The sequence below is a fragment of the Psychroflexus sp. MBR-150 genome, from assembly GCF_053628795.1.
In genome coordinates this window covers 38,810-52,413 of record NZ_JBRJHB010000010.1, presented here as the reverse complement: position 1 = coordinate 52,413, position 13,604 = coordinate 38,810, and the positions used below count along the sequence as shown (strand labels likewise).

Below are 13,604 nucleotides of genomic sequence, written 5' to 3'. Positions count from 1 at the left end.
CAGGGTTAACCCCGAAACAAAACTATGTTTTCGTCGGTTATTATAGAGGATTATGCTCTGATTATAATTTGGGATTAACTTAATATGTATCTTTGCAATTTTAAATTTAATATCATGAGTTTTTTCAAAAAAATATTTAATAAAGACAAAAAAGAAGACCTTGATGAAGGTCTTGAAAAAACAAAATCCAGTTTTTTTAATAAACTGTCTAAAGCCGTTGCTGGCAAATCAAAAGTTGATGCTGAAGTTTTAGACGATTTGGAAGAAGTCCTTATCTCAAGTGATGTAGGCGTGGCAACCACTATCAAAATTATAGACCGTATTGAAGAACGCGTAGCTCGAGATAAATATCTTGGCACTGACGAACTCAATAGTATTTTACGCGACGAAATTGCCAAACTTCTATCAGAAAATGAACACGACATTAACCACGATGAAGATAAAAAGCCGTATGTGATTATGGTTGTTGGCGTCAATGGTGTTGGAAAAACCACAACCATTGGTAAACTTGCAACCTTGTTTAAAAATCAAGGCCTTTCAGTGGTTTTGGGTGCTGCTGATACTTTTAGAGCTGCAGCTGTTGAGCAATTAGACATCTGGTCTCAGCGTGTTGGTGTGCCTATCGTTAAACAAAAAATGGGAAGCGATCCAGCATCTGTGGCTTATGATACTGTGCAAAGTGCTGTTAAACAAAATGCAGATGTTGTTTTAATAGACACCGCAGGAAGATTGCATAACAAAGTGAACTTGATGAATGAGTTGACCAAAATTAAACGCGTGATGCAAAAAGTGGTTGATCATGCTCCTAACGAAGTTTTGTTGGTTTTAGATGGCTCTACAGGGCAAAATGCTTTTGAACAAGCTAAACAGTTTACGGCTGCAACCGAAGTGACTTCTTTAGCCGTTACAAAACTCGATGGTACTGCCAAAGGTGGCGTTGTGATTGGTATTAGCGACCAATTTAAAGTGCCTGTAAAATATATTGGTATTGGTGAAAAAGCCACAGATTTACAATTGTTTGACAAAACAGAATTTGTAGATTCATTTTTTAAATCTTAATATGACCGATAAACCAGCACCATTTAGAAACCCAAAAAATAAACTCATCATTTATAAAATTACTGTCATTTATGCAGCTTTTTATATCTTGACAAAATTGTATTCTATCTTTGCAGAAAACCAATCGGTGTTGCCTATCCTTATCATAAGTTTACCTTTAGCGATAATCGGTTTGATAGCATGGTGGCAACTCAAACAAAACAAAACCAATTGGTGGTTCATTGCTTTATCAGTCATCGTCATCAGTGCAGTGCGGTATTTTGAAGTAGATTGGGTCTGGTGGTTGAATCAAAATTTATAATTTATGCGAACAAAATCGCTCAAGAAAAATAAAATCAATTTAGTTACTTTGGGTTGTAGTAAAAACATCTATGATTCTGAAGTGATAATGGGTCAGTTGAAAGCCAACGGCAAGGATGTTGCTCACGAGCAGGAAGGCAATATTGTAGTCATAAACACTTGTGGATTTATCAACAACGCCAAAGAGCAATCGGTCAACACAATCTTAAACTATGTCAACCTTAAACAAGAAGGCGAAATAGATAAAGTATTTGTAACAGGCTGTTTGTCTGAACGCTATAAACCAGATTTGCAAAAAGAAATTCCCGATGTTGATGATTATTTTGGTACGACAGATTTGCCTTTATTATTAAAAGCTCTCGGTGCTGACTACAAACACGAATTGATTGGCGAACGTTTAACGACAACGCCTAAAAATTATGCTTATCTAAAAATAGCAGAAGGATGCGATAGGCCGTGTTCTTTTTGTGCTATTCCGCTCATGCGTGGTAAACACCGCTCAAAACCCATAGAGGAATTGGTTCAAGAGTCTGAAAAATTAGCCGCAAATGGTGTTAAAGAACTGATTTTAATAGCTCAAGATTTAACCTATTACGGCTTAGACCTTTATAAAAAACGCAATCTTGCCGAATTGCTAAAAGCTTTAGCAAAAATAGAAGGTATTGAATGGATCAGGTTGCATTATGCATTTCCAACGGGCTTTCCTGAAGATGTTTTAGACGTTATTCGTGAAGAGCCAAAAGTGTGTAATTATATCGACATTCCACTACAACATATTTCTGATGAAATTTTAAAATCTATGCGACGTGGCACAACTCATGAAAAAACCACAAAGCTTTTAAAACTATTTAGAGAAAAAGTGCCAGGCATCTGTATCAGAACAACTTTGATTGTTGGCTATCCTGGCGAAACTGAAGCTCAATTTGAAGAATTAAAAACTTGGGTGAAAGAGATGAGGTTTGAACGACTTGGCGTGTTTACCTATTCACACGAAGAAGACACGCACGCCTATAATCTTGAAGATGATGTACCCGAAGAAGTCAAAATAAAACGTGCCAATGAGATTATGGAAATTCAATCTCAAATCTCTTGGGAGCAAAACCAAAACAAAATCGGTCAAACTTTCAAATGCGTTATAGACAGAAAAGAAGGCAATTATTTTGTAGGTCGAACTGAATTTGATTCGCCTGATGTGGATAATGAAGTTTTGATCAATGCAGAAGAACACTATGTCAAAATAGGGGATTTTTGCAATATCAAAATCGAAGAGGCTCATGATTTTGATTTGTATGGTTTTCCTGCGTAATTGTATTTAGCCTTCAGTTAACAGGAAACCCCAACAATCCGCCAAGTCCGATTGTATAAAGCCATAAACCATAAAGGCTGTGCTCAATACATATCCATTTTAAGGACTGATATTTGAGATAAGACAAGCTAAATATGAATCCACCTATTAGAGTGATGACTAAGACTAACAGATTGTCAAAAAACAAATGACCGAGACAAAACACCATAGAATTGATTGCGATAAGTTGTTTATCAGATTTAAAAAGCATTTTGTATCGTTGAAAATAGAATTTTCTATAAATAAATTCTTGTGGTATGACAGATAAAAAAGTGTAAACACCAGTAACGAGAAAAAATCGCCATAGATTATTTTGTAATGCATTAAACAACACTTCTTTATAAAATAAAAATGTGATTAGGCTTGTCAGCAGAGCAATACTTATAAATTTTAACGTCAAACTTTTTAAGTAAGCTGACTTTTGAGATGGACTAAATTTTAGATTTAAACTTCTAAAGTAACTATTTTTGATCGAGATAATTATCACATAAATTAAGGCAATAAATCCTAAACCTAATTTGATATATATAGAAAAATCAAAAGTTAGTACAATAGGAAATAACACAAATATCAAGAAGTGCTCAAGGCTCAAACGGTTGAAAGTAAAAAATTTCATTAGCGATTAAGGTCTATGCTGACTCCAAAAAAACTGGTATTGGCAGCACGGTTAAATTGGGTATAACTGTAATTGATTCTCACTTTATTAAACTTAATGCTCAAGCCACCGCTTAAACCAGCAAATGAACGTTGATCTTCAATTCTCAATTCTTCTGCACGTCTAAAGTTATAACCTAATTGGATATTAAATCCGCTTTCAGGAAAGAATTCTAAGCCAATTATTGTTCTTCTAAATAAATTGCTAAAAAAACCAGGATCATCTTTGGTTACATTTCCATTTAAATCCACTTCATCTCTTGCTGTATTACCAAAGGCGATATTCCACTCTTGGATATTTTCAACCGTAATATGCCATCTAAACGGTAAAGTACGTAACTTTTGAGAAATGCCGAGGACAACTTCAAGAGGCAAATCTTCGCGAACATCATTAAAAGGTTTAATCTGATAGCCAATATTTCTAACCACACCAGAGACGATTAAATCCCAACGGTCATATTTATAAGATAAACCAATATCTGATGCAATACCAAAAGATGTAAAATTTTCTAATTTAGAGGTGATAAATTTCACATTTGCTCCAAGATGAAAATCTGAACGACCAAGTTTCTTTTGGTAACCTACTGATAGAGCCGCTTCGTTGCCCGTAAAACTTCCAGTTGGATTAGCATTTTCGTCAAATCCATCAAAGCTACCGTAATTGATATAGGTCATGCCAATTTGCAAAACCTGTGTGCGTCTATCAAACAAATAGGCGTAAGATGCTGTGCCGTAATTGATGTCACCTACAAAATTCATATAATTTACTGCCAACTGATTGTCCATTCTATAATTAATCAGAGCTGGATTATTCAGGGCTGAAGATGGGTCGTAATTGTTTAATGTGATGTTTTTACCACCAAGAGCAGCGTGCCTCGGCGAAACGGGTAAATTGAGAAATTGATAAGTATTTTGACCACCGATTTGAGCTGACAGGTCAAAATATAAAAGCATTGATAAAACTAAAATTAAACGGCTCAAGCTATTCATTTAGGCGGTAAAGATAATGATACAACCTTATAAACGAATACTGAAGTGCAATATTTTAAATTCTAAAGTTATCTGTTGGTTTTAAACTAAACCCTTAAATTTTTAAACGTTTTCTTGAGATGAGAAAGCAAGGTAAAAATACAAGAATAGATAGAGTTGAAAATTTTATTAATTGATTTTTAAGGCATTTTTATAATATAAAGTTTGATAATAGGTAAATTAAAAAAATACGGGGTAATTTTTACCCCGCAATAAAACAAACTGTGTTTCTTATTTGTCTGAATATGAAGGTTTAATCTTGCTTAATATAAATATTTATTTCGAAGTGTATTTATATCTTTTTCATTTAAATTCAAAACATTTTTTACATAGTTGTCCATAGAACCGTATTCTTTTTCAATGGTGTTGAAGGCATTTAACAAATAGGATTTACGAACATCCATAAAAGGTCTGATTATTTCTGGATCAATGTCATATTGAGCAATTTGACTAATCCATTTATTGTTATCTTCCTGTCTGTAAAAATTAGATAATAAATACTCATCTATTATGGTGTTTTTATCAACCCCTAAGACATAAAGAATAAGTGCACTGGCCAAACCGGTACGGTCTTTTCCAGCTGTACAATGAAAAAGCAAAGGTTGGTTTGTCTGCACTAAATTTTCAAATAATTTGATGTAAGTGTCTTTCCATTCAATAGGGAATTGCCCAGTTATTTCCTTTAAAAGATCAGCCGAATCTTCAGGAGATTCAAATTCTCTTAGCATTTCTAAGTATTTGTTTTTATCTTTCATATCAGGACCTGTAGGATAATTTTTGTAGTCAAAATAAGAGTCGTTTGCAATTACATCAGGTTCTTCCTTAACTTCTGAAGCAGTTCTAAAATCTATAACGGTTTTAATATCCATCGTTTTAAGTAGTTGAACATCATTATTTGAAAGTTCAGATAATTTGTCCGATCTGTAAATTTTCCCCCATTTTACTGTTTTACCATCTGTGGTTTGTAAGCCACCTATGTCCCTAAAATTTGAAAGTCCTAACAAAGGAATTTGCCTATTGGAAATGACCAAAGTATCTCCTAAATCATTTACTATGCCAAAGAACATACGTTCCTTAAATTTTTGATTTGTGGTATAGGTACTATCATTTGATAACTCAATGGGTTTTAATTGTTCCCAATTGATGTTTTCATCTGAATTTGAGGCTACAAATTTCCAGTTCGCCTTTTTGTTAAAAGCCAAAGTATAACTGCTATCAGGGTTGTAAATGGCTTCAGCTGTTTCTTGAAGTGATTTTTCAATGGTTTTGGGGGTTTCCAATGTAACTTCAGAATTAAGCTTGTTTTCAGCTGAAATCTCAGAGTTAAGTTTTTCTTCAGGTTTGTTTTTGCAACCCACCAAACTTGTAATCAAAACAAGTAATATTAAAGTGATGTTTCTATAATTTATCATATATTAGTTTTAAGAATTAAAGTTTAAACAAGAGGCAATTAATTTTACCTCTTGTTTAGTAATGTTAAAATATTGAATAAGAAATGCCCAGTTGACCTCGTATAGAATAATATTCAACCTGTTCTGGTCTTCCTTCTACACCGTGAAAATATCTCAACGGCTCATTGGTTATATTGTTAACTTCCATAAATAACTTTAATTTTTTGTTGAAGCTATAGGAAGCAGAGAGGTCAACGGTTAGGTTGTCGTCATACCATCTGTTATGTTCTGGACCAAATTCTGAAAATTCCACAATATTTTTACCTTTAAAGTTTGCAGCAGCTCTAAACATAAATCCATATTTTTCATAGAAAATAGATGCATTAAACAAGTGTTCTGATTGATTTTGTAAGGGTTGTTTTATGGTTTCTCTTACAATATTATTATTTTCATCAACATTAAAAATAGGGATGTTAACTTCAGAATCTGTATAAGTATAGTTAGCTTCAACGCCAAAACCACTTAGGAAACCTGGCAGAAAGTCTAATCGTTTAGAAAGACCTACTTCAAAACCAAACAAGTAACCGTCTTCTAGGTTGCGGGGTTCTGTAACATTATATATTACTCCGTCTATGGTTTCTTGTCCTGTGCTGGCAAAAATGTCGTCAGTAATAGATTTGTAAAACACACCTCCAGAAACAAAACCAACGTTATCAAAGTAATGTTCAAAAAGCAAATCAAAATTATCTGAAAATGTAGGTTTTAAATCTGGATTACCTCTATTTATGGTCCTGAAAACTGAATTTTGAGAAACCCCAGGGTTTAAGCTTCCAAAATCTGGTCTAGCTAAAGTTCTAGTGTAAGCTAAGCGTAGATTAGAATTGTCATTTAGAGCATATTTTACATGAAACATAGGCAAAAAAGCATTGTTTGATTTGCTTTCTGATGTTTTTTCAATTACTGGATCTGCGTTATCACTTTCTATTACTTTGTTGCCTGTATAGTCTATGGAGGTGTATTCGTTTCTAAATCCACCAATCAATGTCATCTTATCCGTTAGCTCATAGGTAGCCATAATATAACCTGCATAAACATTTTCGTCACCAGAGAAATAACTTCCAGCTGATGAAGGATTGTTTTCGTCTTGGGTAATTCTGATTGCATTGAGTTCTGACAAACTGTTTTCAGAATAGAGATCTCGTAATTGCCCTTGAGTAATATGAGGCATTAATAAATTATCGTAATTTCCTGGAATTTCAGATAAATATCCTCCATTAAACGGGAACGAAGATTCTCTATCAAAATCAGACAGAAAAAATGGCTGAACTGGAGCACCAACTGCAGCACCTGGAATCCAGATGTTAAGTGGAGCACCTTCTGTTCTGGTTTTAAATCTTGCTTTGCCACCAAACTTTAATTTAAGTCTATTGTTTACCTCATAGTCAAAGTCCACTTGCCCAACATAATCGGTCTCTTTAGATCTTTGTTGGAGATTGAGCAGTTGCGATAATAAAAGTTCGTCTGCACTTATAGGATTGCCTGGATTGGGCTGAATGTTATCGGCAGGATCGCCTTGACTTCCTTGAGGAGCATCAATATCTAAATATTTATAGCCATCTGCTGCTCTGCCACCAAAATTCATATCTGATTGAACAAAAATGGCAAACAGCAAAGCAGGATCAACAAGATCGTTAACTCTAGGTGTATTAGAAAGGTCAAACTTATTGGTATAGGTAGCTCCTTTCCATCTCAATCGTAGTTTTTGAGTTAAGTAATGATCACCGCCTAGCTCGCCACCAGATAAATCAGTACCCCAAACGGCTTTTCTGGTTCTCATTGTATAGCTGTTTGCGTTGAAATCAAAAAGTGACTCCCTGGATTTTTCATCATCTTGAAAAGAAGTGTTGATGGTTCTTAAGAATATTTTATTGTTAAAATCGAAATTGTATTCGGCTCCAAAATTTAAACCCCAAGTTCTTCTTCTTCCGAGATAGTCTCTCAACTCAAGTTCAGCAAGAGAAAACTGCTGTATAGGGTCTTCTAGTTCAGCGTTGTATATCACTTCATAATTATCAGTTCCCCAAGCACGATCCCAAATTGAACCAGAAACGATGATTCCCAGCTTATCATCAAAGAATTTATTACCATAAGTAACTGCAGCGTTGTAAGTGTAATCTTTGGCTTGATTATTACCACCACCTGCGGCGTTGACAATAAGGGTTTCTTTAAGCGGAGCTGTTCTGGTGATAAAATTAACAGACCCACCAATAGCATCACCTTCCATATCTGGGGTTATAGCCTTTGACAATTGAACAAATTGAATTAATTCTGAAGGGAAGATGTCTAAAGGAACCGACCTGTCGGAGCCAATCCCATCGGAAGTTCCTAAAGATGAAGGCAGCCTGTTACCATTTATGAGGTTTGAATTCCATTTTAATGGAGCACCTCTCACACTTACATAACGGCCCTCGCCGTGGTCTCTTTCAATAGAAACTCCTGGAATTCTCTGGACGGCTTCAGCGGCATTTCTGTCGGGTAATTTTCCAATTACGTCAGAAGAGATTACATTCATAATAGCAGGTGCATTTTTTTGAATGCTATAAGCCCTTGCCTGAGTAGGTCGGTTAGAAATTTTTAAATCTACAGCATCTAAGGAAATGCCACTTTCAGTCATTTTGATAGTTCCTAAATTTATCATTTGATTTTCTTCAACCACAATCTCTTTTGTGATTGTCTCGTAGCCCATAAAAGAAAATTCAACAACTTGATCACCAACAGGAACATTGTTTATGGTAAAATTTCCTTCAAGGTTTGAAATCGCACCATAGTTAGTGCCTTTTATTAAAATAGAAACGCCAGGCAGTTTACCATAACTGTCCACGCAAACACCAGTGATTGAAGCTGAGTTTTGCGAAAATGATACAGTTGAAAATAAAATACATAGATAAAGTAGCAAAGCTTCTTTACTAGATGAGAAAAAGGTTTTTGTTTTCATAAAAATAGATGTTTTAAAATTTTCGCCAAATCTATAATTAAGTAACCGCGTAAAAGTATCGGATATTTGGTGGACACCTTTTTTGGTAGCAACCAATTAATTTAAACTTTTAATGATAAAAATAATACTTTAAACATCTGATATACAGTAATATAAAAAACAAAAAGCATGTATTACCTTTAGGTTAATTTTTTGTAATATAATCTTTAAGAGATATGGATTTGATTTTTCAGATTATAGAGTTTGTAAACGTAACCCTTACTTAATAATGAGTTAACAAATTATATAAATTTGATAAATATCTTTGAATATGAAAACAACCTTAATAGTTGCAATTTGTCAAGTTCTTGTCGCTTTATATTTATTGCGTTCTAACAAAAGTCTATTTAAAAAGGAATATTTTATAAAGAATTTTATACTTATTGTATTGATTCACTTTTCTTTAAAATTTCTTTTATTGGAATTGGCAGATACCGATTTTCTATTTAGAAACCTTATTACAAGCTTGAGCTTAGCTTATGGTCCATTGTTATATTTTGCTATTTGTAAATATTTCAAAATAGACTATGACAAAACCAAAGTAAAATATCACTTTACTCCTCTGTTGGTTGCTTCAGTTTTTTATGTGGTTATTGTAGGCAATTTATTTACCTCTTCCAATAATTATGTGCAGTGGCTTAGCATTTACAAACCACTTATGGTTTATGCTTTTTTGATATCGATAACCGTTTACGGATTGCTTAGCGTTTTTACCATTAGAAAGCATCAAAGTAGCGATGATAGCGTAAATTCAAACAGATTAAAAATAATTTCTTATTTGTTATTTACTCCATCTTTAATCGTATGGGGTTTAAGTTATATTTTACCTAATTATTTCTCTGATTACACCAATAGGGTGATTATTTATAGCACATTGACCATTATTTGTATCTTGTTGATTCAACACTTATTTTATTTAAAACTGGTTTCTTCTAATAAGAAGAAAAAAAAATACGAGAAATCTGAAATTAGGGGAGTGAATATAGAAGAAATAGCAATTAATTTAGAAAAATATATGAGCGAAAGTAAGATTTATTTGGATGAAAATATAACCTTAGATAAATTGGCAGACAATTTAGATGTTCCTAAACATTATTTAACTCAAGTGTTGAACTCACATCTCAATAAGAATTTTTATAAATTTATTAATCATTATAGAATTGAAGAAGCAAAACGAATTATTGAAAGTAAAAAGAATGGTTCAATGAAATTGTTAGATATAGCTTTTCAATGTGGTTTTAAATCTAAGGCTTCTTTTAATAGATATATTAAGATGGAAACAAATTTCACTCCCAGTGAATACAGGAAACACTTAAATTCTAAGGATTCTATTTATAAGGCAAGCTGACAACTGAAGATGTATTGAGTAATGTACAATTTTATAGTTTGGATTTTTGGAGGCAGTTTAAATGATATGACGGGTATAGGCATAGTTGTTATGGCGGGTATAGTCATAAATGATAGTATCATAAAAGTTCATACCATCAATATGTTGCGAAAGTCTGGTTTAAATGATGTTGATAAAGCTATCGAAAAAGCTGGTATTATGCGTTTAAAGCCTATATTGATGACTTCTTTAACTACTATTTTAGCTCTTATGCCATTTTTGTTTATCTCAGGCTTAGGAGCAGATTTGCAAAAGCCTTTAGCTCTTACTGTTATTGGTAGCTTGTTTGTAGGTACTTTTATCAGTTTATACTTTATTCCTATTTTGTATAAGTTATGCCTCACCTAAAAAGACTCCGATAAAATTTCTAAAGCCAGAATTAATTATTAGATTTGCCAAATAACGTCAAGACAAATATATGTCAACAATATTTGGTAATAGAATCAGAACGCTTCGAGAGAAACAACAAATCTCTCAAAGACAATTGGCTTCCGTATTGGAAATTGATACAGCAACCTACTGTAAAATCGAAAAAGGCGACAGACGAGCAAAACGTGAACAAGTTTCAACCCTCGCGAAACTATTGAAAACTGATACAAAAGAACTTTTACAATTGTGGTCGGCAGACAAGGTTTATGACCTAATTGCTGACGAAGATGAAGCTACACAAATTCTGAATGTTGTGGCGGAAAACATCATTAATTATAAACGCCAAAAAACAAAAATATGAAACCATTAGTCAAATACAGAGGAGGGAAATCCAAAGAAATTCCACACCTAGAAAAATACATACCCGATTTCAATGGCAGATATATTGAACCCTTTTTTGGTGGCGGAGCATTGTTTTTTTATTTAGAACCAAAAAAAGCAATCATCAATGACATAAATTCTAAATTGATGGATTTCTACAAAGGCGTGAAATTGGACTTTGAAAGTTTAAAAAAAGAACTTTTCGAAATCGAAAAAATCTACAAAATCAATCGTCAAAAATTTGAAAAGCTAAAAGCCAAAACACCAAATGAAAGAGTTGCTGACGATAACGAAACACTTTACTATCAAATCAGGAATATGTTTAACGATTTGACAGAAAAAAAATATTCTGATGCCCTGCTGTACTTCTTCATTAACAAAACTGCGTATTCGGGAATGATACGCTACAATTCGAAAGGCGAGTTCAATGTTCCTTATGGACGTTATAAAAATTTAAACACATCATTAGTAACAAAAAAGCATAGTCAACTACTGGCCAATACGGAAATATACAACTATGACTATAAAGCTATTTTCGAAATGGCAAACGAAGATGATTTTATCTTTTTAGACCCGCCTTACGACTGCGTATTTTCGGACTATGGAAATGTAGAACACAAAGACGGTTTCAACGAAAAAAACCATAACGAATTAGCCAATGCTTATAAAGAATTAAACTGTAAAGCATTAATGGTTATTGGACGAACACCGCTAACCGAAAAATTATACGGAGATATGATTGTGGACGAATATGGAAAATCATATGCCGTAAATATTAGAAATAGATTTAAGGCAGAAGCAAGTCATATTCTTATTTCAAACTATGGTAATGAAGCATTAAAAAGAGAACCCAAGCTAATATTAGAAGAAGAATCTGTTTCTTATGGCTAGAATTGACAGTAAAGTAATTTTCGTTACTACGTCTCCGAGAACTCCGGCTAAAATGATACCAGAAATAGAGTTGTTGAGCACTCATTTTGCAGGGCAAAAATGGAATACAGAAACACAACGAGCTTTTATGGAATTATTGAAAGAGGAAAACTTTTTCAATGGACAAGGAGCAAAAGACCCAGCGTTTAGTTCAAGAGATAGAATTAACCGAGCACCAAAAGCTCTTGGCTTTGTCATTCTTTCTCCCAAAATTAGCCTAACACCAGCAGGTTCGGAATTAGTAAATTCAAAACGCAAGGACGAAATATTTTTAAGACAACTCCTAAAATTCCAAGTTCCTTCCCCGTACCATAAACCATCTGAAAAGGCAGCAAAATTTTGGGTTAAACCTTATTTGGAGCTGTTTCGTTTAGTTCGCCATTTTGGTTCACTAAAATTTGACGAATTAATGTTTTTCGGCTTGCAATTGGTGGATTACAGAAAGTTTGATGAAATTCTGCAAAAGGTGAATGAATTTCGGACAGCAAAAGCTCAAAATGAAGGCAACTATAAAAAATTTCGCAAAGAATATTTAGACAAAGAGCTACGAGAAATATACCAAGATGATATCATTGAAGGAAACACAAAAACGAGAGAAACCAATGATGCATCTATCTCAAAATTCCTAAAAACGAAAGCAAGTAATATGCGAGATTATGCTGATGCTTGTATTCGTTATTTACGAGCAACGGGATTGGTAAAAATTTCTCATATTGGAAAATCTGTTTCAATAGCACCTGAAAAAATTCAAGAGGTGGATTATTTTTTGGAACGCACAAGCCGAGAACCTGTTTTTATTGATAATCAGAAAGAATATATAAACTATCTCGGCAATGCGGAAACTCCTACTTTACTTTCTAACAATCGCGAATTGCTTGAACAAAAAATAGCTTCGGAGTTCCCCGAAATTCAAATCAGCAATGAAATGAGTTTACAACAACTCAAAGACATTTATGCAGACGAATTAGAAAAACGTAAAGAGCAAATTCTCACCGAGCAAGTAATAGCAATTAAAGACTATCGATTGTTTGATGAAATAAACTCAACATTTGACCAAATTCTTGACAATTCGCTTTACGATACTCCTTTAATGCTTGAATGGAACACTTGGCGAGCAATGACAATGTTGGACGGTGGTAACATTAAAACCAATTTAAAGTTTGACGACTTTGGAAATCCAATGTCCACAGCACAAGGAAATATGGCGGATATTGTTTGTGATTATGGAGAATTTGGTCTGACTGTAGAAGTGACTATGCAAGGCGGACAACGACAATATGAAACAGAGGGCGAACCTGTAACTCGACATCTTGCTAAAGTAAAACGAGAAACAGACAAACCTGCTTACTGTCTATTTATTGCACCGAATATAAATGATGCTTGTATTGCTCACTTTTACGCATTGCATAAAATGAATATCAGCTATTATGGTGGAAAATCCACAATAGTTCCGCTACCATTAAGTGTTTTCATCAAAATGGTTGAGGACTCGCACAAAGCAAGTTATGTTCCCGAGCCAAGACACGTACAAAAGTTTTTTGAACGTTCAAATGTATTAGCGGTGTCCACAGAAAACGAAAAAGATTGGTATAATGGAATAACACAAGAAGCATTGAATTGGCTGAATGAATAAAAAAGGTGAAAGCATAACAATTTGTATAAGCAATAGCGAGTTTGGTACAAAATTGAAACGAAATGAATATTAATAAAAGCAAGTGTTTAACC

At 33.7% G+C, this 13,604-nt stretch carries 12 protein-coding genes; 8 read left to right on the top strand and 4 right to left on the bottom strand.

Translation table 11 applies throughout. From position 1 onward, the window contains the following. Positions 1-114 precede the first annotated feature (114 nt). From ftsY to rimO, 3 genes are read left to right on the top strand one after another with little or no spacing between them, the layout of a single operon-like run. A complete protein-coding gene (ftsY, locus tag ACSSV5_RS07305; protein ID WP_454245370.1) occupies positions 115-1,059 on the top strand; it encodes a signal recognition particle-docking protein FtsY in 945 nt (314 codons plus the stop codon). Between the two features lies 1 nt (position 1,060). Further along, on the top strand, positions 1,061-1,360 hold the full coding sequence (locus ACSSV5_RS07300) for a hypothetical protein (RefSeq protein WP_454245369.1): 300 nt from the start codon (positions 1,061-1,063) through the stop codon (positions 1,358-1,360). Positions 1,361-1,363: 3 nt separating this feature from the next. Further along, positions 1,364-2,665: a 30S ribosomal protein S12 methylthiotransferase RimO gene (gene rimO / locus ACSSV5_RS07295; RefSeq protein ID WP_454245368.1), complete on the top strand. Its 1,302-nt coding sequence runs from the start codon at positions 1,364-1,366 to the stop codon at positions 2,663-2,665. Between the two features lie 13 nt (positions 2,666-2,678). Here the strand turns inward: rimO and ACSSV5_RS07290 are convergent, their stop codons facing one another. From ACSSV5_RS07290 to ACSSV5_RS07275, 4 genes are all read right to left on the bottom strand, one after another. Continuing rightward, on the bottom strand, positions 2,679-3,320 hold the full coding sequence (locus ACSSV5_RS07290) for a CPBP family glutamic-type intramembrane protease (RefSeq protein WP_211066506.1): 642 nt from the start codon (positions 3,318-3,320) through the stop codon (positions 2,679-2,681). Next, positions 3,320-4,348 carry a type IX secretion system protein PorQ gene (gene porQ, locus ACSSV5_RS07285; RefSeq protein WP_454245367.1) on the bottom strand — a complete coding sequence of 343 codons (1,029 nt, stop codon included), beginning with the start codon at positions 4,346-4,348 and terminating at the stop codon, positions 3,320-3,322. Before porQ ends, ACSSV5_RS07290 begins: the two co-directional genes overlap by 1 nt. Positions 4,349-4,650: 302 nt before the next feature. Then, on the bottom strand, positions 4,651-5,799 hold the full coding sequence (locus ACSSV5_RS07280) for a tyrosine-protein phosphatase (protein ID WP_454245366.1): 1,149 nt from the start codon (positions 5,797-5,799) through the stop codon (positions 4,651-4,653). 64 nt (positions 5,800-5,863) lie between these two features. Beyond that, positions 5,864-8,773, bottom strand: coding sequence for a TonB-dependent receptor (locus tag ACSSV5_RS07275; RefSeq protein ID WP_454245365.1), 2,910 nt, complete (start codon positions 8,771-8,773; stop codon positions 5,864-5,866). Between the two features lie 310 nt (positions 8,774-9,083). On the opposite strand from ACSSV5_RS07275, the gene ACSSV5_RS07270 reads away from it, so the two are divergent. From ACSSV5_RS07270 to ACSSV5_RS07250, 5 genes are all read left to right on the top strand, one after another. Beyond that, positions 9,084-10,160, top strand: coding sequence for a helix-turn-helix domain-containing protein (locus ACSSV5_RS07270; RefSeq protein ID WP_211066502.1), 1,077 nt, complete (start codon positions 9,084-9,086; stop codon positions 10,158-10,160). Between the two features lie 21 nt (positions 10,161-10,181). After that, complete coding sequence (locus ACSSV5_RS07265) at positions 10,182-10,547, top strand: efflux RND transporter permease subunit (RefSeq protein ID WP_454245364.1); 366 nt, start codon at positions 10,182-10,184, stop codon at positions 10,545-10,547. A gap of 70 nt (positions 10,548-10,617) precedes the next feature. After that, a complete protein-coding gene (locus ACSSV5_RS07260) occupies positions 10,618-10,929 on the top strand; it encodes a helix-turn-helix domain-containing protein (protein WP_454245363.1) in 312 nt (103 codons plus the stop codon). Further along, positions 10,926-11,840 (top strand): DNA adenine methylase, encoded by a 915-nt coding sequence (locus ACSSV5_RS07255; RefSeq protein ID WP_454245362.1) that lies wholly within the window; start codon positions 10,926-10,928, stop codon positions 11,838-11,840. The genes ACSSV5_RS07260 and ACSSV5_RS07255 overlap by 4 nt, the downstream gene beginning before the upstream one ends. Positions 11,841-11,892: 52 nt before the next feature. Then, a complete protein-coding gene (locus ACSSV5_RS07250; protein WP_454245361.1) occupies positions 11,893-13,512 on the top strand; it encodes an AlwI family type II restriction endonuclease in 1,620 nt (539 codons plus the stop codon). The last annotated feature ends 92 nt before the right edge of the window (positions 13,513-13,604 follow it).

Coding starts and splice junctions, on each gene's coding strand:
- rimO (WP_454245368.1), top strand. CDS start 1,364: ATGCGAACAAAATCGCTCAAGAAAAATAAAATCAATTTAGTTACTTTG.
- ACSSV5_RS07275 (WP_454245365.1), bottom strand. CDS start 8,773: ATGAAAACAAAAACCTTTTTCTCATCTAGTAAAGAAGCTTTGCTACTT.
- ACSSV5_RS07255 (WP_454245362.1), top strand. CDS start 10,926: ATGAAACCATTAGTCAAATACAGAGGAGGGAAATCCAAAGAAATTCCA.
- porQ (WP_454245367.1), bottom strand. CDS start 4,348: ATGAATAGCTTGAGCCGTTTAATTTTAGTTTTATCAATGCTTTTATAT.
- ACSSV5_RS07300 (WP_454245369.1), top strand. CDS start 1,061: ATGACCGATAAACCAGCACCATTTAGAAACCCAAAAAATAAACTCATC.
- ftsY (WP_454245370.1), top strand. CDS start 115: ATGAGTTTTTTCAAAAAAATATTTAATAAAGACAAAAAAGAAGACCTT.
- ACSSV5_RS07260 (WP_454245363.1), top strand. CDS start 10,618: ATGTCAACAATATTTGGTAATAGAATCAGAACGCTTCGAGAGAAACAA.
- ACSSV5_RS07265 (WP_454245364.1), top strand. CDS start 10,182: ATGTACAATTTTATAGTTTGGATTTTTGGAGGCAGTTTAAATGATATG.
- ACSSV5_RS07290 (WP_211066506.1), bottom strand. CDS start 3,320: ATGAAATTTTTTACTTTCAACCGTTTGAGCCTTGAGCACTTCTTGATA.
- ACSSV5_RS07270 (WP_211066502.1), top strand. CDS start 9,084: ATGAAAACAACCTTAATAGTTGCAATTTGTCAAGTTCTTGTCGCTTTA.
- ACSSV5_RS07280 (WP_454245366.1), bottom strand. CDS start 5,799: ATGATAAATTATAGAAACATCACTTTAATATTACTTGTTTTGATTACA.
- ACSSV5_RS07250 (WP_454245361.1), top strand. CDS start 11,893: ATGATACCAGAAATAGAGTTGTTGAGCACTCATTTTGCAGGGCAAAAA.